Annotated in this window: 15 protein-coding genes and 3 pseudogenes; 8 read left to right on the plus strand and 10 right to left on the minus strand. The window is 42.0% G+C overall.

What is annotated here, in order from left to right; genetic code table 11:
• Positions 1 to 7: 7 nt before the first annotated feature.
• Entirely contained in the window at positions 8 to 985 is a 978-nt protein-coding gene (locus tag HUW48_RS09025; protein ID WP_182415360.1) for a GNAT family N-acetyltransferase, read from the minus strand.
• A gap of 556 nt (positions 986 to 1,541) precedes the next feature.
• Here HUW48_RS09025 and HUW48_RS09030 point away from each other — a divergent pair.
• Together HUW48_RS09030 and HUW48_RS09035 are read left to right on the plus strand one after the other, a co-directional pair.
• Entirely contained in the window at positions 1,542 to 1,940 is a 399-nt protein-coding gene (locus HUW48_RS09030; protein WP_182415361.1) for an IS110 family transposase, read from the plus strand.
• A 63-nt stretch (positions 1,941 to 2,003) separates the two neighbouring features.
• Positions 2,004 to 2,456 carry a transposase gene (locus HUW48_RS09035; protein WP_182415362.1) on the plus strand — a complete coding sequence of 151 codons (453 nt, stop codon included), beginning with the start codon at positions 2,004 to 2,006 and terminating at the stop codon, positions 2,454 to 2,456.
• 268 nt (positions 2,457 to 2,724) lie between these two features.
• On the opposite strand, the gene HUW48_RS09040 is transcribed toward HUW48_RS09035, so the two are convergent.
• The 4 genes and pseudogenes from HUW48_RS09040 to HUW48_RS09055 all read right to left on the minus strand — a co-directional run bounded on the left by HUW48_RS09040 (position 2,725) and on the right by HUW48_RS09055 (position 5,074).
• The gene (locus HUW48_RS09040; protein ID WP_182415363.1) at positions 2,725 to 3,033 is read right to left on the minus strand and encodes a hypothetical protein; all 309 of its coding nucleotides are present in this window, start codon (positions 3,031 to 3,033) and stop codon (positions 2,725 to 2,727) included.
• A complete protein-coding gene (locus HUW48_RS09045) occupies positions 3,018 to 3,689 on the minus strand; it encodes a 3'-5' exonuclease (protein WP_182415364.1) in 672 nt (223 codons plus the stop codon). Before HUW48_RS09045 ends, HUW48_RS09040 begins: the two co-directional genes overlap by 16 nt.
• 158 nt (positions 3,690 to 3,847) lie before the next feature.
• Positions 3,848 to 4,288: pseudogene (locus HUW48_RS27575) on the minus strand (DEAD/DEAH box helicase); the annotation flags it as partial.
• 321 nt (positions 4,289 to 4,609) lie between these two features.
• Positions 4,610 to 5,074, minus strand: coding sequence for a PolC-type DNA polymerase III domain-containing protein (locus HUW48_RS09055; protein ID WP_182415366.1), 465 nt, complete (start codon positions 5,072 to 5,074; stop codon positions 4,610 to 4,612).
• Between the two features lie 196 nt (positions 5,075 to 5,270).
• On the opposite strand from HUW48_RS09055, the pseudogene HUW48_RS09060 reads away from it, so the two are divergent.
• A pseudogene (locus tag HUW48_RS09060) lies at positions 5,271 to 5,507 on the plus strand (transposase); the annotation flags it as partial.
• A gap of 6 nt (positions 5,508 to 5,513) precedes the next feature.
• The gene (locus HUW48_RS09065; RefSeq protein ID WP_182415367.1) at positions 5,514 to 5,993 is read left to right on the plus strand and encodes a transposase; all 480 of its coding nucleotides are present in this window, start codon (positions 5,514 to 5,516) and stop codon (positions 5,991 to 5,993) included.
• A gap of 181 nt (positions 5,994 to 6,174) precedes the next feature.
• Here HUW48_RS09065 and HUW48_RS09070 read toward each other — a convergent pair whose 3' ends face one another.
• From HUW48_RS09070 to HUW48_RS09085, 5 genes and pseudogenes are all read right to left on the minus strand, one after another.
• Positions 6,175 to 6,717, minus strand: coding sequence for a DinB family protein (locus HUW48_RS09070; protein WP_182415368.1), 543 nt, complete (start codon positions 6,715 to 6,717; stop codon positions 6,175 to 6,177).
• 157 nt (positions 6,718 to 6,874) lie between these two features.
• The gene (locus HUW48_RS09075) at positions 6,875 to 9,292 is read right to left on the minus strand and encodes an outer membrane beta-barrel protein (RefSeq protein WP_182415369.1); all 2,418 of its coding nucleotides are present in this window, start codon (positions 9,290 to 9,292) and stop codon (positions 6,875 to 6,877) included.
• A 453-nt stretch (positions 9,293 to 9,745) separates the two neighbouring features.
• Positions 9,746 to 12,523 (minus strand): hybrid sensor histidine kinase/response regulator transcription factor, encoded by a 2,778-nt coding sequence (locus tag HUW48_RS09080; protein WP_182415370.1) that lies wholly within the window; start codon positions 12,521 to 12,523, stop codon positions 9,746 to 9,748.
• Between the two features lie 422 nt (positions 12,524 to 12,945).
• Positions 12,946 to 13,182, minus strand: a pseudogene (locus tag HUW48_RS27695) (hypothetical protein); the annotation flags it as partial.
• Positions 13,172 to 13,327, minus strand: a complete 156-nt coding sequence (locus HUW48_RS09085) for a hypothetical protein (protein ID WP_182415371.1) — start codon at positions 13,325 to 13,327, stop codon at positions 13,172 to 13,174. The pseudogene HUW48_RS27695 and the gene HUW48_RS09085, both read right to left, overlap by 11 nt.
• A 428-nt stretch (positions 13,328 to 13,755) precedes the next feature.
• Here HUW48_RS09085 and HUW48_RS09090 point away from each other — a divergent pair, with 428 nt between their 5' ends.
• From HUW48_RS09090 to HUW48_RS09105, 4 genes are all read left to right on the plus strand, one after another.
• Positions 13,756 to 14,934 carry a glycoside hydrolase family 1 protein gene (locus HUW48_RS09090; protein ID WP_182415372.1) on the plus strand — a complete coding sequence of 393 codons (1,179 nt, stop codon included), beginning with the start codon at positions 13,756 to 13,758 and terminating at the stop codon, positions 14,932 to 14,934.
• Positions 14,935 to 15,276: 342 nt separating this feature from the next.
• A complete protein-coding gene (locus tag HUW48_RS09095) occupies positions 15,277 to 16,236 on the plus strand; it encodes a bestrophin family protein (protein WP_182415373.1) in 960 nt (319 codons plus the stop codon).
• Positions 16,237 to 16,846: 610 nt separating this feature from the next.
• Positions 16,847 to 17,524: a TetR/AcrR family transcriptional regulator gene (locus HUW48_RS09100; protein ID WP_246343801.1), complete on the plus strand. Its 678-nt coding sequence runs from the start codon at positions 16,847 to 16,849 to the stop codon at positions 17,522 to 17,524.
• A 10-nt stretch (positions 17,525 to 17,534) separates the two neighbouring features.
• Positions 17,535 to 19,721 (plus strand): peptidase domain-containing ABC transporter, encoded by a 2,187-nt coding sequence (locus tag HUW48_RS09105; RefSeq protein ID WP_182415375.1) that lies wholly within the window; start codon positions 17,535 to 17,537, stop codon positions 19,719 to 19,721.
• The last annotated feature ends 2 nt before the right edge of the window (positions 19,722 to 19,723 follow it).

The raw sequence follows: 19,723 nt of genomic DNA on the forward strand, positions 1-19,723 counted from the left end.
TATTATTTTATACAAGTGAAAAATCTTCGTAAATCACACTATGACTGATCTCATCTACCATTTCGGAATGCCCGGCTAAGCTAGTCAACAATCCGTGGGATATAAATATAAATTGCTTCCAGCGATCCATTAACTTTATGAGTCGTTCATCATTTTCATTTATTGCAATATTCAAAAAATGGTAATTATTGTCGAAGGCCCAGTGCCGAGCTTGTTGGATGACACTGACCAGGTCTGCTTCCTTATTATTTTCTACCCCTAAGTATCGTACGTAGGCAATGCGCAACGCTTCATTCTTCTGGGGCAAGGTTGGTATTGAAATAAAAGCACTTACCCCTTTTAATAAATTTAACAGAAGAGCTAAACTAAATGGATAATCAAGTACCACATTTTGTTTATAACTGCTTGTATCAGTAATAGAAATGGCTGCACTTATAAAACCCGAATTTTCTTTTATGAAATGAATACAGCCATCTAAATGATTAATAACCGGGTGAAAACGGTATCGTTGATAAAAGGATGTATAAAAACAATTCAATTTATTGTTTACATCGATACCTTCCAAAACGTGGTAACCAGGCGACGTTCTTCGCGGTAAAACCTGATATATAAAGAATCGACCCATTCTTTTAAACTGCGGGATACCTAATCTTCCATCAAAAAAAGGCATGACCGCCTGATTACCATCTGCGGCAGTACACAATAACAAGTCAGCATTGTGTTTCTTAAGTTCATCATACATGTGCCCCACTAAACGATAAGCAAGAGAACTTCCTTTTAAAAAAGGATGCACTTTTAAATCACCCAAATAGAATACTGGGGTTTGATTTTGCCTATACATAAAATTTTGCCTGGCTGCGGTAAAACATCCTACTATTTCTTTATTTTCATTTTCGGCTACCAGAGCTATGAATTCTCCTCTTTGTCGCAGCAGTTCAAAAAAATCTGGATGGCGATCTACTCGCAAACTAATAACCCCTTTCATGGGAGTAAGCCCCGTAAGGGTTATCAGTTTTTCTGAATCAAACGGCACTGCGTTCCGAATCTTAAACATCTAAGAAATAATTAATAACTTTATACTATATATGTACTTATCTTTTAATTAATTATTAATCAATTGTTTTTAAAAGGATAGGATGTTAGATAATTATATAGGCTATTTTAAAATGATATAAATAAATATATGTAAAATTTTTAGATTTAATTAAACTTTTTGTTAATAATTTATTTAAAAATACTATTAATTAAGTTTACACTTAGTAAAGTATAATCTTCTTATAATTAGACTTCTGCTAAGTTTAAGACTATAACCAATGTTATCCTATGATTGTCTGGATACTTATATTCGGATAAAAAGAGAAGAAAGGAAGGAGTAAGATTCTTACTGTTATAAGGTGTAAAAAACCCGTTTTACATGATAATCCCCTTCTTTTATCTATGGTTTACTTTGAACAGTTCCATTAAGCCTACATGAGCTTGCATCAGGATAGAGAAAGCTACATACCCTTCTTTATAATCTACCTGTTTAAACGGTTAAAGTTATGATCCCACCCGCAAAACAAAAAGTAGTTGGAATTGATGTAAGTAAAGATTTTTTGGCCATTAGCTACCTGGTAGAGGAAAAGGTGCAACACTTGGAAGAAGAAAATACCAAAGCTGGTTTTCGGCAGCTAATTAAGGAATGTGGCACGGAGAGCCTCTATGTAATGGAAGCAAAACCCCAGATACACGGCATCAGGTCGGTAGGTTTGGCATCTACTATTTGCAACTGGCTTACTACTTATTTGAGCAAGGCGCGCAAGGTAGGAGTAGTAAATCCGGTAATTATCAAGCGCTACATCCAGATGCATCTGGGCAAAGGTAAAAGTGGTAAGAAGGATGCTCAATGGATTCGGCGCTATGGAGAGCAGAATCAAATGACCTCCTGGCAGCCCGAGTAGCCGGTGATCGTCCAATGCCGGCAACTAGAACAAGTTACCGAGCAACTCAATAAGCAAAGAACCATGGTCATTAACTCTCTGGAGGCGCTGGAGCAACAACCGGTGGTGAGCAAATTAGCCGTGAAAGGCCTCCAGCAAACCTTAAAAATGCTGAATAAGCAAGTCAAGCAAATCCAGGAAAAGCTACTAGCCACTCTGGAGAATACTTTTAAAAGAGAGATCCAATTACTTTCTTCTATCCCAGGGATTGGTAAAAAGACCGCCGGAATGTTGCTTTTATTTGCCGGCAGGTTCCATAAAATGGATAATTATTGCCAACTGATTGCCAAAGCGGGTTTATCGCCTCGGGAATATACTTCCGGCTCGAGTGTTAGAGGAAAGACGCACATCACCAAAATGGGCGGCAGCTTAATCCGCAGCAAATTGTATGTATGCAGCTTTTCGGCTAAGAAATCCAATGCCGCTTGTAAGGCCCTTTCGAGCGGTTGGTGGCTAAAGGCAAAAATGGCAAACTAGCCTTAATTGCAGTTTGCAATAAGCTCTTGAAACAGGCATTTGCCATTGTTAAATCGGGTATTCCCTACCAGCTTGATTACACTAAAATTATAACCTAAAAACCTTGGCTTTTATCACAGTTCATGTAAAATAGAATTAAATTCTTGAAAGTGGAGGCATCACGTTGTGCCAAATCTGGTATAAAATCAAATAGGTCATATTATTGGTAATCCTGCTAATACCTGTACCTGTAGAAAGTAGGAATTATAAAATAGAGGCAAAAAACACATTAGTTTTTTAATAATGTTAACCGTGGTAACACAATCCGGTACTCTCGATTGTCTTCCTGGCACCACCAAACTACTACTTGCGCTACTTTGCCACTGGCAAATACATACTCTTGGTTTTGATAACAATGTAAGCGCTCCTTAAACCGAGAGGAGAAGAGGATTAAACATTTTCCATCTATCTGATAAAGTCCTCCCTCCAGGTTTCTTCCAGCTTCGAGCTTTTCCCCGGATCGAAGTTTCTTTACTTCTTTTACAATCTCCGGTTGGCGAAAGTATCCGAGTACCACGTCCCCTATGCCTGGTTCCAACTGAATGGTTTTGGGCTCCGGGTAGAAAGGAGCATCATTCTCAATGGTAAGCTGGGGCCCCGCAGCTGGTTAAAGAAGAACTGATCGGTATGAATGCGCATAGATAGCCGGGCCCGGGTAATAGCCACGTACACCACCCTCTTCCGGTCCTCAGATGTGAGCTTGTATTCTTTCAGGAGCAAAAACACGTGGTCAAACTCTTTACCTATGGCCTTGTGCATGGTAGACACTAACACTTTGCTCGTCTCGGGAAAGAAGAAGTCTTCCGCTTTCACTTCCTGCAGGTAAGCCTGCCACTCTGACCAGTATCGCCGCGGACTGCTGCCTTTTTCGTACACCTCGATGACCTGAAGGACCAAGTTCAAATTAATGGAGCTGGCAATCTCGCATTTCACGCGCTCCTTACAAGCTTGCCAGTCCACTTCGGAAATAAAGCCCACTTCTTTTTTGATGCTGGTATGCAGGTAATGGCTAAAGCATTTAAGTTTCAGTAATTGCCGGAGCGAAAAACCCACCTCTTTTAAGATCAGGCGCGCCGGTACATGCTGTTGCCATAGAGCCTGTTGGACCAGTAAGGATTCTTCGTTGGTGTGGGTTAATACCGCTATGGTGCCCGTTAATTTTTGTTTAACCAAGTCATTTACTAATGGTACCACCAGGTAGAATCCGCCGAATGGTTCGTAATCTGGATAGTCCCGTTTTGCTGCTTATGGGCCCGTAAAGGCAAATGGGCTTTCAATCTTTCAGAAGTAATCAAATTCAAAAATTGATTTGAGAAGCTCACCAGGTTAGCGCCAGCCCGGTAGTTTTTACTCTAAAAATAAGCTTTCGCTTGCCATTCCCGCTGGAAGTTGCGCATAAAAGCCACCGAGGAACCGCGGAACTCGTAAATGTTCTGGTCATCATCCCCCACGACAATTACCCGCACCTCGCCAGCTAACGCGGTAATTGTTTGCAAGAACTCATAGTAGAGCAGGTTGGTGCCGCCTTTGCGGACTTTCTCGATCGCATCGCCTCTTTCTAGGGGTGACAATAAACCGTTGATGTAAACGGCATTCGTAATATCAAACCGGTAGGCCAACACATCGACCTGATCTTTCATTAAAGCTTGCAGGGGGGAGATGATCACGGTTAATCCCCGGTAAGCTTCCCCGCGCATCAAGGGGGGTAGTTGAAAGGTCAAGGATTTACCTCCTCCCGTTGGGAAGATAGCTAGCAAGGATTCGCCCCGTAAAGCCGGTTCTACTACTAATTGCTGTAAGGGCGTTTCTTACTTTGGGATCAAACTTCCGGAATTCAGGATAACCAAAGTACCGCTGTAAGCTGGCAACTGGGAAATTATACGTGGTGCAGTAAGTACAATCCGGTTTATTACAGACATTGGCCCGCAGCTGGTGCAGGACTTCGGGTAAATCACGATATTTAAAAAGCAACCAGGGCGGAATGATCAAATTGGGATCAGGGGCTTGCAGCAAGGATAAGCCATAAGCTAATTGTACAGGTCTTTCTCTAATCAGCCCTATTAAGTCCGCGTTGGCACAAATCTTCCCTTGGTAGTACCTTACCATTAAACCAATCAAATAAGCCGGCTCGGACCGCAGTAAAGAATGTTCGGAAAAAGTTTAAAGAAGGCCTCGAAGTATTGTTCGGTACCTAGCAATCCCGAGTAGATATCCAATAAGTCCAGGGGCAAAAGCTGCCAGGCTTCGACGCTTTCCTCGAGTACTTCTTTGGCCAGCTGGGAATCTGTTACCGGATTGTTAAGATGGTCCCCTAATAATTGGTAATCCTTCACTAACCGGTGATTAGGCCGGTTGGGGAAGAAGAGTGGGGATAGGTAGAGCGTGTCAATAAACTCTTTATTCAGGAAGGTTGTGCCAATACCCGCTTTTTCTAAGTAAGGAAGATCCTGGGCAAAGATATTGTGCCCGCACAGGTAAGCTGCCTCGTGCGTGAACAATTCAAAATCACGAATAGACGTACCGTGGCAGGTTTGCCCCTGATAAAGCGCACCGATGCTGCTGATCCTTATTTTAGGCACAGCAATTTCCAAATTGAATAAAGCAATGCCTGTTCAAATTGCCAAGTTCTTAGTTCTATTAAGAGTATGTTTAAAAATTATAGGAGGATAAAATAGAAGAACAAAAAAAAAGCAGTAGCCGAGTAACTATGAGTGTCTAAATCCTAGTTACGATATCAAAGAAGAAACGGAAGTTTAAACGCTAGCGCAATGGCAATATATAAAAGAGATAGTAGATAATGGCCGCAAAAGGAAGCATAATTTAGATTTGGTAGTCAATGCTATTTTGCGTCTTACCAGTACTGGTATGCAATGGCGTAATCTGGAGTCCACTTATCCACCGTTGGAGTTGGTTTATTACTACTTCCGTAAATGGCAAGCCGATGGCACCTGGTCGAAAGTATTACCCGGGTTAGTAGTAAAAGAACGCAAAAGGCAGGGACGGCAAAAGTAAGTCAGAGTGGCAGCCGTAGATAGTCAAAGCGTGAAGAAAGGCAGTCTTATTTCCCTGGTTACCGGTGTGGATGGGGCTAAGTTAGTGAATGGGCGCAAGCGGCATGTAGCTGTTGATACGTTAGGTTTACCGCTGGCGCTACTTGTTTCTTCGGCTCAGGTGCAGGATGGGCAAGCGGGTATAGAACTGCTCTGGCAATTAGAGCAGGCTTCCGACCAGGTCCAGTTAATTAGAGCTGATCATGCCTACAGCGGCTACTTTAAAGATTGTGCTGATTTATCCAACTGGCAGGTAGCTATAAGTCAAAGGCCGGAAACTCAGAAAGGGTTTGTGCCTCAGAAAGGTAGATGGCAGGTAGAAAGAAGCTTTGCCTGGTTCCACTTCTTTCGTCGCTTGAGCAAAGATTATGAGAAAACAACACGTTCTTCCCTGTGCTTTATGCAAGTAGCTTTTATTCATATTATTCTTGCAAGATTACCATCTTGAATTTTTAAACATACTCTAAGCTCTATTTACAAAGCTCTTTTTATGCGGATTATTTTCAAATTTTCAAAGGTCTAACTTTTCAAAGTATAGTATTTACTTTCATACAAGTTGTATCATGTTTAAAATAAAGGTTTGGGCCAGTTTATTTAATATGAAATTTGTTACAAGAAAAGCTAATTATTTAGGATTGAGGAAAATCCGGATGCGCTTTAATGTTTTCTATTTGCTTTTGATGTCGTTCCAAATGAAAGCGTAAGAATTCCAGGCGTTGGTAGACGTTCAAGGGACCTGAAATAATATGCGGATAAATTACTATTTCTGGGTTCAAGCCCTCCAAGGCACTAGATAACAATTGTAATAAGTTTTGGTTATTTAAAAGGGAAGCCCTCCAGTAATCAATGGGTCCACCCCAACTAGGTTTAGCATTTTCCGGAACGATTTCTTTTTCCCGCCAAGTCTTTTGGATAATCTGCTCGATAGATAGGCCTTGATGGATTGCTTCCCCCATCCAAACGGGCTGTTTGTTTTTAATCCCCGCAATCGCCTTCCAAATCCCATTAATACCACCCAGCTCTGCCCAAACCATATGCTCTACAATCTCCGTAATACACCAATTCTCTGAGGAAGGTTTAAAAATTACCTGTTCATCGGTGAGAGGAGAAGTGGTAGCTAAGAAATGAAGGCGAGCATCTTGAACGTTTTGAATTAAATCTTTTAGCTTCACAAGTAAAAAGAGAGGACTAGTGCCCTGATTTTAGTTTACCAGAATAAATTAAAGCTTATTTTTTATAAGTGCAATTATATCAAATTAGGTTATCACTACTCGGGAAAATGTTTGTTCCTTGCAATAGATACCCTAAGTTGTTTCCTGACCAGAAATATCAATTCGCTCGCTTCGTTTCTTCCTCCGAGCCCATTAGGCGCTGGCGACTGCCCTTAAGTTGCTGATTACCGAAGGTATAGGTCAAGTTGAGCATGGCAATGCGGGTATCCATAGAATAACCCGTGATGGTAGAAAAGTCAGGAACCTGAATTCTATTTTCAAACCGGTTAGTGTGAAACACATCTTGCAGACTAAACTTTGCTTTCCAACTAGAACCGAGTGATTTTTGCAAACCAACATCCAAACTTCCTAGCCATGGCCTACGAGCCATAGCAATGGTAGTAGGGGTATTCAGCCAGCCAGTTATCTCCGCCGTAAATCCATTGCCCAACATGATGGCGTTTGAAGCATTTAGCCGGGCGGAAATCTGTTGAACCGTAAGGGGAGTGCTCAGGTAAACGTATTGAAATTGACTGAAAACACCCAGCAGGGTAGCTTGTATTGTCCAGCCCTTCATTACCGTTAGCGGAAAACTCATCGTCAGATTGTAAGCCTGTGATTTGCCAATATTTTCCCGATATGCTTCGTATCGGATACTATCTACTGGCTGGATGGTACTGAACATAAAGTCATTTATATAACTAACCCCTAAGGAGGTAAATATATTTTTGTAAGTATGTTTTACCTCCAGGGATTGGGTATACTGAGGCCTCAGAAAAGGATTACCCCGACCGAACGCATATGGATCTACATAGCCCCGGCCCGGATTGAGACTTTGATAGTTGGGCCGGTCTATGCGGCGACTGTACGATAGCGTTAATGAGTGATTAGTAGACAATGGACGGGTGATAAACAGGCTGGGAAAGAAGTTTAGGTAATTTCGGGTAACCTTTTGATTAAGGTTAAGCGAATGGCCCATTGAGTGCGTTTGTTCAGACCTCAGGCCTAACTGAATCTCCGTTTTGTTTTTTAATTTTCCCGAAAAGTTTACGTATGCCGCTTGTATTTGCTCCGTGTATTGAAAGTTATTTGAAAGTGCAGCGTCCAACTGCAGGTGACCGACGACACCACTACTTAGGGTAAGGTCATTTTTACTTTGAATAAAGCTGCTCTTAACACCTGTCTCCATTTTCCAATCACCAGATAAGGTTCGGCTATAATCCGCCTTAGCGGTACGAATAGAAATAGTAGTAGGCATTTGACTTAGCAAACCATTCAGGGGTTGGTCGGTCACGGGAACTATTGTTTCGGTGGATAGGGTATTGTTAAAAGTCCGGTCAAAATGCCCTAAGTCAAAGTCTATTGTTACCTGGCCGCCCTGTTTACCAAATGTATGCTGAAGGTTTACGTTTCCAATATGGTTAAAGGCTTTTGTTTGCTCAAACTTATCCGTTTGGGTTTGCCAATATACTGCCCCCCCTTCCTGGCGCCGGAAAACAGCAGAAGCCGGTCCTCTCTGCCTATTGTTAAGCCAAAAGCCGGTCCAGACCAAGCCAATGGTAGTATGTTTACTCAGAAAGTAGTCAACCCCGGCTTTTGTATTTTGTCCCCAATCCCTGAATCGAAAGTAAGCTTCCTGATTTATAACATTGTGTTGCTGCCCATCCGCCTGATGGCGACTGGAGATAAAATGCCAATAATTGCCGCCTTGGTTGGCACTGTAATTCCCAAATAGATTTAACTTCTGGCTCCGGTGATTTAGTTGTAAACTACCTTGCTCCCGATCATAGCGGCCGGAGCCGCCTGCCAGCGACAACGAGCCGTTTGTACCCACATTATTGTTTTTCTTGAGTCGAATGTTGATAACCCCCGAATTACCGGCCGCATCGTATTTAGCCGAGGGGTTCGTAATGAGTTCAATCTGGTCAATGTTGTCGCTGGACATACTTCGAAGCAGGGCTACTACGTCCGCCATATCCAGGTATGTTTGTCTGCCGTCAATCTGCACCATTACGCCAGGCCTTCCCCGTAACAGAAGCTGATTATTCTGGCGGTCTACCATTACACCGGGCGCTTTTTCCAGCACATCAAGAGCAGTGCTGCCACTGGCAATAATGCTGTTAGCTACATTCACCACCATTCGATCAATTTGTTGTTCAATAAATGGCCGTTTGGCTGATACTGTTACCTCTTTCAGTTGCCTGGTGTCGGGCACGAGCACCAATACCGACGCTTTCATTTGTACCTGGTTACCAGTGAGAATAATTGGCTGGCCTTGGGCAAGTTTATAACCGATAAATAAAGCAGAAAGGATATAATTCCCGCTACGAACCTGGTCGATTATATAGGCACCATACGCATCAGAAATAGCTCCCTTAACTAACGAGGAATCTCTGCTATTTAACAAGAGCACACTCACATAGGGTAAGGGTTTCCCATCCGGATCTTGTACTTGTCCCTGGATAGACTGGCTCAGTACAGGAGTGGAGAGGAAATACAGAAAAATTAAAGCCAAAGGCAGGAGTAATGTCTTCATATCTAATAGGTGATTTTAAAATTAAATGGAAGGAGTAGTCTTAAAATTACCACCTTCCATCCAAAGGGGGTTAGCACCTATGTTTCAAAAAAAATAACGGATGTTACCTATGGGAAAAATTTTAATGAAGGGTAAATAGCAAGTTATCACCTATGTTTCAAAAAGTATCACGGATGTTACTTCAGAAAGGTAATTCATTAATAAGATCAAGGAAATCAAATTATTAGGCTTAAAATCTAGCTTTATAATCATACTTATTGACACCAGGTAATAGAGCAGTAGAAATGTGTCCGAAAGGATTAAGAACGGATAAAATGGATGTGCCAGGATAACAGCAACTTATTTCTTTAAGGAATACCAATCCGGGGAATAGTGGATTTTAGTTCCATCCTGTGCCCTGAAAGCGGGAAAGTGAAAGGAAGCTTTGCAATGTCAAAAGTTAGGATGTGGCATTTAATCCGGTTTGGTTGATTTATTTTCGTTTAAGGCGGCGATGAATTCAGAAGGCTTTTGGCCAAAGTGCTCTTTAAAACACTTTGTAAAATAGGCTATACTGTTAAAACCAACGGAATCGGCCACCTCGCTAATATTTCCTGCTTGCTGTTCCAATAAACTGGCTGCTCTTTTAAGCCTGAAAGTACGAACAAACTCACTTGCCGACTGATCTGTCAGGGCTTTTAGTTTACGGTGTAATTGAACCCGGCTCATGCCAATTTCGCGGCTGAACATCTCCACATCAAAGTCGCTGTTGGATAAATTTGCTTCCAGAATACTTATTACCTTTTGCAGAAATTTCTCGTCTAAGGAGGTAACCACCACTTCAGAAGGTTGCAGGGTAAGTGAACGGCGGTACCGCTCCCGCAATTTCCGGCGCATTTCAATCAAGTTTCTGATGCGCATCTGAAGCTCTTCTACCTGAAAGGGTTTGGTCAAATAATCATCAGCACCAGTTTCCAATCCTGCCAATTTACTTCCCATATCGGCACGAGCAGTAAGCAAGATCACGGGAATATGACTGGTGCGCTCGTTTGTTTTTAACTTTTCGCACAAACTTAGCCCATCCATACCGGGCATCATGATATCGCTAATAATCAGGTCGGGGATTTTTTCAAGGGCAAGTTCATAACCTGTTTGCCCATTAGCGGCTTCCTGCACCCGGTATTGGCCTATCAAACTCCCGAGAATGAAGTACCTGAGATCAGCATTGTCCTCCACCACCAATATTCCAGGCAAAGAATTTCCTTCGTCCTGCATAAAAGTTTCCGAGGCTGCTGCCGTAGTAGGTTTAATTTCGTTTTCTAACTGCTTTGGTTCAACTTCTTGCTCCCGCGGATTAGCTATTTCTTCCGGAGTAACCAGCTGTAGCGGCAGCAAAACTTTAAACGTGGTGCCCACTCCAATTGTACTAGAGACGCTGATGGTGCCCTCTTGTAGTTCCACCAATTCCTTTACCAGGGCCAGGCCAATGCCAGTGCCTTCATAGGAGCGCATGGCACTGGCATCAGCTTGGTAGAACCTTTTAAAGATATGCGGTATTTGCTCTTTAGAAATACCAATTCCCGTATCTTGTACGATTAATTCCAATTGACTTCGATCTGCAGCTTCCACTATTGCCGAAATCCTCAGGTTTACCTTTCCGCCCGGAGCAGTAAATTTAAAGGCATTAAATAGCAGATTAGTAAGTACTTTCTCTACTTTATCCGCATCGAATAAGGCCTGTATTGGTTCAGCAGGAAGCGCGTATTGGTAAATAATTTCTTTACTTTCAAAAAGGGATTCGAAGGAACCGGCCAGATGATCCAGGAAAGTAATAATTTCTCCCGCTTTCTTATCCACCTGCAAATGGCCAGCCTCCAGTTTTGATAAATCTAAAAATTGGTTGACCAATTGCAGCAGCCGATCCGCATTCCTTTGAATAAGGCCATATTCTTCCTGAAGATCGGTCGATCTTTCTTCCTCCTTCCGCAGTTTTCTTAATATGCCGTTAATTAAAGTAAGGGGAGTGCGGAACTCATGGGAAATATTGGAGAATAAATCCGATTTTGTTTTTTCTAATTCCCGCATCTTTTCTGCTTCTAAACGCTCTACCTCCACCTCTAAGAGGCTAGCCTGTAACCACTTTTTGGTTTTAGCATATTCCATTGCCAGCACCAACGAAAAGGTTACCGCTCCACAAAAAACAGCCAGGTCCAGGGTGATAGCCATGGCGTACTGGAAATTAGGTAAAACTTGATAGTAGAATAAACAAAACAAGGCCCAGAAAACAAAGAAACCCAGCCAACCCCAAAATACCACCCGGGCACCATCTATTTTATTGCGTATGGCCAGGAGGCTTACTCGGATGGCATCCAGAGGACTCATTAAAATGAAGAAAGGAAAGAAATAATATCCTGCTTCATAAGGCCATTTCCAACTAATGATGTAGAGCAGATCGCAAAATAATAGAAACAAGAAGATGGTACCTGGTTTCTGCCGGGCGTGGGAGTAAACGGCCAGTAATCCCCAAATCATAAATTGGGCAAAAAAAAGGGAACAGATAAGTCCAATAATAAAGTAAGAAGATCCTTCCCGGGGCATGAAACGAAAGACGTGCTCCAGAAAATAACCAAAAGCTAAACTAAACGTGAATAGACTATAATATAAGTTTACCCGCTTAACCGGGTAGGTTATATAAAAGAAAAGGTGAAGCAAAGCCAATACAAACAAAAACATAGCCTTACCCACCAAACGGGAGGTAACAACCGATTTTGAATATACTAAATCCTGTATTGCCACATCCGCCTGCATAACTTTTATTACCAAAATTGGATTCCCACCCCAGATACCCAAAAAATTCCAATAGGGATTACCTTTCGTAAAAGAATACCTTACTGCCAGCACCTGATGGCTGCTTCCTGTAAACTGCAAACTATACGGAGCATTATTAGGATTGAACAATACCTCTTTTTCCCTATCCAAGCTAACTACCCCAAGCCGGTGAATCAATTTGCCGTTAAGGTAAATTTCTGAAGCCCCTAATTGAGACAGTGTCATTGCCAGTGGAATATTCAACAATGAGGAATCTACTTGTAGCTGAAGGCGGAACCAGCCAATCTCTGCTGCGCGAAGCTGTTTTAGGTAGTGAACATCCTGGGTAGGGTCAAGTACTTGCCATTTACTATCATCAAAAGCAGGATCAGCCCAAAGATCATTATCTCCTGGGTGAAACCTCCAATTTCGGTTCAGTTCCACTACTTTTTTATTACGGAGAGAATTTAAATTAAATTTGATAGAATCAGAAGAATAGCCAAAGCAAATGTTAGTTGAAAGAATTATAGAAAATAAAGAATTAAAAACTCTCTTTCTATATTGCGATAGAGGAATAACAAAGCTTCTAGGCCAACTGTAAATAGGAGAATTTATTAAGAAAGAATGTATAAAATATGCAAAGGAAAGGATTGAATAGCAATACGTTAAAAGTAGCTTTTTCATACCTTTATTGCCTTTTTATGTTTTGGTAAAAATTTAAGAATTATTTTACTTTTATCATATTATTTCTTTAAGGTTTATGAAATTTGCTAATAGCCCAATATTTACCCAGTATGCTATTTTTGGATTGAATTAAAAAAAGAAGTGAAGTAACAGAATTATATGAATAATATCTGGCTATTTCTCTAGTAACGATGGTTATGGTAAATAACGTGAGTTCGAAATAAGTGAGGGGATAAATAGTTGGTGGACTTGGTTAAAGAATTTAAGTTGGGGCTTTGGGGCAGGAAAGAATAAGCTACTAACCCAGAGGGTAAGTTCACCAGCCAGTTGGGTTTACTTCAGTGACGGGTATGCTAGATCTAACAGGTATTCTTCAAAAAATAAATTACTAATTCAATTAGGGCTCTTTTACGCAGCATGTAAAGCCAGGTGCAGCCGCAAACGAGTGGTATCCTCCTTTGCTTTTTGCAAGGCTGTTTTCAGTGCCAGCACTGCTGTATCTTGACCGAGCGAAGTCAGTTGGGAAAAGACAAAGACTAACAACAGCAAAAACACCTTTTTCATAAACCGTTGGTTTTTGAAAGCTTGTACTCTTGGAGGAAGGTACAAAAATATATCCTATAATCTTTAAAAAACCGGATGAAGCTTGACCCGAGCAGGTGCTTTGTGCAGCTATGGCCTATACCTAATGGGTGCCCAGCAGGACACGGTTAAATTTCTTCCAAAATGTACCCGAATAGCTAGTGATTGAGAATTCCTTAGTAGCGAGTTGGTACTGCCAATACATTAGGCCAGCTGCAAGCTGGTCCATCGGAAGAAGAAGGCAAAAAAGCTATAAAATGTTTTTTAGCTAATTAGTACTTTATTTATCTTTCCAAAATTAGTCCGTCGATGTAAGCCGAATGAGTTCGATTTTAGGTCAGCCTCACTTTTTACTAAGTGGTAAAAAAGCATTGACCTAAGCAGGCCTTTTAAAATCTTTAAAATAGTAAATGGTAGCAAGTAAGAAGCCGCATTTCAAATCCTTTCTGATGGGCGGATTTGAGGCCGCCTGTCATGTGAATGGGCAAGGTCGAAGGTTAGATATGATTCGGCAGACCCAGCACGATATTCAAGTGGAGCAAGATTATGCGCTGGTAAAAAGCCAGGGCTTTCAAACGGTAAGGGATGGTGTACGCTGGCCCCTAATTGAAAAAGAACCGGGCGTGTACGACTTTTCCTCCCTGGAACCTATGGCCGTAGCAGCCCAGAGACTAGGAATGCAAGTTATCTGGACCTTGTGCCATTACGGCTGGCCCGACGACCTGGATGTTTTTAGTCCCGAATTCATTACCCGCTTTGCTGCTTTCAGCCAAGCAGTTGCTACTTTTCTAAGCCAATATAGTGACGATACACCTTTCTTCACGCCGGTTAATGAAATTTCGTACTTCTGCTGGGTGGGCGGGGAGGTAGGTACCGTTTACCCCTATGGTAAGGGTAGGGGGTACGAAATGAAGCTGCAACTAGTGCGGGCGGCTCTGGCCAGCATGGATGCCATTTGGGAAGTTTGCCCACAGGCGCGTTTCGTGCATGTGGAGCCCCTCATTCACGTGGCGGTACCGCCAGATCAACCGGAGCTGCGGGAGGCGGCTCATGCCGATCACGCCACCCAATTTGAAGCTTATGATATAATGGCGGGAATGCGGCATCCGGAATTAGGCGGCAATGCCAAATATCTGGATATTATTGGCTGTAATTTCTACCACGACAACGAATGGTTTTATTACGGTGCCTATATCCCCTGGCACGAAGAAACACCGGATTCCAATTGGGTACCGCTGCATCAGTTAATTGAAAAAATTTATAAGCGTTACCGGCGACCAATTATCATCAGCGAGACCAGCCACTACGGTGGTAACCGGCCAGCCTGGATGCGCATGATCATTCGCGAAATACAAAAAGTTTTAATCCAGGACATTCCTTTTTTGGGGGTATGCCTTTATCCGATCCTTGATCGCTCGGACTGGGAAAATGATGATCATTGGCATAATAGCGGCTTGTGGGATTATAGTTTAGGACCAGAGGGACGTCACTTGCGGGTCTTAGCTCCCGACTATGCGGCCGAAATACAACGCGCCGTGCAACTTTTTTCATCTACTGCTACCAAGGAGCTATTTTCTACCTCAACCTAGAATTATTTGAGATTTTGTTGAAGATTTAAGTTAACCTCCCTGAGAGGGATGTTAATGAAAAGTAACTAAGATCACCAGGTATCATCCAGCTAATGACCAGCAAAATTTTAATTTTCTGACAGAAATTGGCGTGACAGTTAATAATAGTTGAGCAGTACTCAAAGGGGCATATTGCTAGTTATAAGTAGGAATTTTTTTCCTAACCTGCCCTTTATCCAATTAGTGATTAAGGAGTGAAATAACCTTTATTAGGGGACAAATGAGCCATGCTACTAGCCGGACTTTATATCTAAGGGTTAAACTTTATGGTTGCTTAACGGTTTAGCCAATAAATTTTTGACTATGCTGATCAGACGCAATCTAAAATTTAGCGTGATTTTTTATTATACCTGGAAGAGTATGCTCTATTACCTCTTACTCGCTGTTGCCGTCTATCTGCTTCACGATTACTTTGCTATCTGGAAGTTGCATATTCCTTTTACCGCTATTTCGGCTTTAAGTACAGCCCTGGCGATCTTCCTGGGTTTTAAAACCAGCAATGCCTACGAGCGCTGGTGGGAAGCCCGGCAAATCTGGGGTTCGCTGGTCAACTATAGCCGCGCTTGGGCTCGGCAGGTCATCACCATGATTATTCCCGAAGGACAAGCACAAGCGGCAGCGGTTAAAGACTTACAATATCGTATGGTCTACCGGCACATGGCATTTGTGCATGCCTTGCGAGTGTTTTTAAGAAAGAAACACACCTATAATGAGCAGGGACAAGAAGAGATTTACGAGGAACCCAATGAATATTCCGATACGGCAGCTTTTCTGATTCCGGCTGAATACCATTTGTTTACCCGGAAGCACAATCCACCTAACTACCTGCTCGAACTACAAGGCGAGGATCTGCGAAGGGCTTACGATCAAGGCTGGTTAACGGACTTCCGGTTTGTTAAACTGGAAGAAACATTGGTTGAGTTTAACAACGTGCAAGGGCGCAGTGAACGCATTAAAAACACGCCCTTTCCCCGGCAGTATAGCTTCTTCTCGCGGGTATTTGTCTTTATTCACGCGTCCTTATTGCCTTTTGTGTTTGTCGAAGAATTGGGTTGGGCCAGTATTCCCATTTCCATTACTATTTCCTTTGTTTTCCTTTGTTTAGATTTAATCGGCGAACGTTCCGAAGATCCGTTTGAAAACCGGCTAGAAGATGTGCCTCTAACGGCTCTGAGTCTTACAATTGAGACGAATTTGAAAGAACAATGGGGAGATCCAGATTTCCCTGCTAAAAAGCATGCGCCTGGCGGTATTGTTCTCTAATAACTTAGTTTTAAAGGAAACAAACATATAGGGAATGGATTCTCCTTAAATCATCCCAGCCATCAAAATTTTATTTATTTCCTGAGATGAATAGTTGCGAGGAGTATTCCGCCACAAATACTAAATGGAGCTATTTCCGATGTGATCTCTTGTCTATATCGTTTGTTAAAATAATATTGATTTCAATTCGTCTTGAAAAAAGTTGATTTGTAAACTTGGTAATTCTTTTTTGGTCGTAGTGGTTGTCTATATTGATTACATGACCCAACATTACTTATACCAGGTTGAAGATGAGGTGTTCCTTCGTAACAGCTCTTCCTTCAGTATGCTGTTTACTTACTCCACCCTGCTTTTTCCAGTTAAGTATCGCTTTGCTTTATAAAATTCTGTAATAAATCCCATATCTATCAGCCACTTTTCCGAAAGCCATTTAAAGTATATTTCACGGCAATAATTCTATAATAGCTTAAATCTTAACTTTTGGGTTAACACAAGATATATCTATAATAGTATTACTATTAATAATAATAATTTTTATGTATTAATTGATAGTTTTAATATCATTTTAATCTTCCCTTTTTAGTTTTAAGGCAAAAACCAGGTGAACGCCGTGTTGAAAATTAATTTAAATCATAAATCTTACCTCCGGAACCCAGAAGTAACCATTCTCGGACAGAAAATAGTAGCCGAAAGCATTCGCCTGATCGACTATTTAGGTTTTGAAGAATTTACCTTTAAAAAGTTAGCCCAGGAAATTAACTCCACGGAGGCTTCGGTGTATAGGTATTTTGAGAATAAACACAAATTGCTGATTTACCTGGTATCCTATTATTGGGTGTGGCTCGACTATCAAATTAGCTTTCAGACCAATAACATTTCCGATCCGGCGCAGCGACTTGGCATTATCATTCGTATTCTAACGGAGGCCTCTTTAGATAATTTGCAAACTACTTACATTGACGAAGCCGCCTTGCACCGGATTGTTATTGCCGATGCGGCAAAAGCTTACTTAACCAAAGGAGTGGATGAGGATAACAATGCCCAATATTTTCGGGAATATAAAACGCTATGCAGAAAAATTGCGGCGGTTCTTCTGGAGATTGCCCCGAATTACCCGTATCCGCATACGCTTATTAGCACAGTAATGGAAGCTACTCACCAACAAACGTACTTTGTGCAACACCTGCCTTCCCTCACAGATATTAAATCCGGCGAAAATACAACGGGTAAAGTAGCTGATTTTTTAAAACATTTGGTTTTTGCGGCCATTGCCGCCTACAAAATTTAAAGTTCAGACAATGGATTTAACCCTTTTACCAGCCATAAACAAAATCGTAAGCCAATTGCAAGGGCTTTCTGCGGCTCCTACCCTGGCCAAAGAACCTGTAACTCTCCCGGCCGATAAACCGGCCAGCGTGCCTTCGTTTTTGGCTTACTTACAAGAAGCGGCCGTTAAAGAAAAACTAATATACATTTTATCGGAACCAACTACAGCAGAATTGCCAACCATTCTAGAACATAGCAAATCTCCCGTAATTTTGTGCCAGGTAATAGATTACCAGGTGGTACCAATAGTTATTCAGCGGCAGCATAATCACTATCACGTATATCGGTTTACCCAATCCAAGCCTGAAAAATTAATAGTAAATTCCGTAGATGAAATAAGCCGGAACTGCTACCAAATCCCAAATCGCCCGGAAAGTCAAACGTATTTGCTGACCAGTTTGGTGCACCAACCTCCCGGCTTTACCGATACGAACCAAGCTAAAAAGCCCTCGCACTTGGGGCGTTTATTTAAGTTTTTAGCCGTTGAAAAAAGCCAGATTGGGTACATATATATCTATGCCGCCATTGCGGGTATTATTAGTCTTTCTTTGCCTTTGGGTATTCAAAGCATTATCGGGTTTGTTTCGGGGGGGCAAATGTCTACCTCTATTGTGGTTCTTATTGGCTTTATTGTAGTGGGCATTTTTGCGGTGGGTGGGCTGCAAATTATGCAGGTTTATTTGGTAGAACATTTACAGCAACGCTTATTTAGCCGCATGTCTTTTGATTTTGCCCACCGGGTGCCCCGGCTGCAACTCGAAAGTTTACAGTCGGAGCAACCGGTAGAGCTCATGAACCGCTTTTTTGAAACGCTAACTTTGCAAAAAGGCATTGCCAAAATTTTACTCGAATTTAACGCCGCCCTGCTGCAAATACTTTTTGGTTTAATCCTGCTGTCTTTGTACCATTCTTCATTTATCATTTTCGGGATTTTTCTGGCGGCTACGCTTAGCCTAATTATTTATGCCACGGGTAATAAAGGGGTACAAACCAGTTTAGTAGAATCCAAATATAAATACCAGTTGGTAAGTTGGCTGCAGAGTATGGCCCGGGCAATCTATACCTTTAAAATGGCCAGCTACTCTAATCTGGGTATGCAACAAACCGATTACATTACCAGCCAGTACATATTAGCCCGTCGGCAGCATTTTAGCGTACTCATGACCCAGTACTGGGGCTTTATTTTTTTTAAATCGCTCATCACAGCCGGCTTACTTATATTGGGTTGTTACCTGGTTTTACAGCGGCAAATCAACATCGGGCAATTTGTGGCCTCCGAAATCATCATCATCTTAACCATGAACTCGGTAGAGAAAATAATTTTAAAATTAGATGTGGTGTATGATGTGTTAACCGGCTTAAAAAAGATTACCGCGGTAACGGATTTACCTTTAGAAGAAGCTCGGGGATTAAAAATTACCGAAACAGAAACTGGCTCGGGCTTAAGCGTACAAGCCGGCCATCTGGCCTACCACAGTCCTTCTGAAGCGCAGATTAAATTACACAACGTTAACTTAAAAATAAACGCTTCGGAAAAAGTTGCTTTAACGGGCATCAGCGATGCCGGGAAGTTTACATTATCGCAAATATTATTAGGCTTAACCTCGGGTTACGAAGGGCGATTGGCCTACAATAACTTATCGCTCCGCGATTTAGATGTGGTGAATTTGCGCAGCCAGATGGCCGCCATTATTGCCACCGACCAGATTTTTGAAGGTACTCTGTTGCAAAACATTACCTGCGGCGAAAGCAACATTACCACTCAGGAGGTGCTCGAAGCATTAGAAATTTGTCAGCTCTCGGCTTACGTGCAAAATTTGCCTAAAGGATTACACACTTTTTTAACCGGCACCGATTGGCAATTACCCCGCAGTGTAGTTTCTAAAATTATGCTGGCCCGCTGCCTCGTACGCAAACCCAAATTGATTGTTCTGGACAATAACTTATTAGCTATTAACCGGGCCGAGAAACTTCCCATGTTACAAGCCTTACACCAGCGTTTAAATTGCACCTTGATTATTATTTCGCACGATAAAAAAATTATGCAGTTCTGCGACCGTGTGTTGTTGATGCAAGAAGGAACCATTACCCACCAGGGTACTTACGCCGCTATTCAACCGCATTTACCTTTAACCGTGTTAACCGAAACTACTGTATAATC

Source organism: Adhaeribacter radiodurans, assembly GCF_014075995.1.
GTDB classification, from domain to species: Bacteria; Bacteroidota; Bacteroidia; order Cytophagales; family Hymenobacteraceae; genus Adhaeribacter; species Adhaeribacter radiodurans.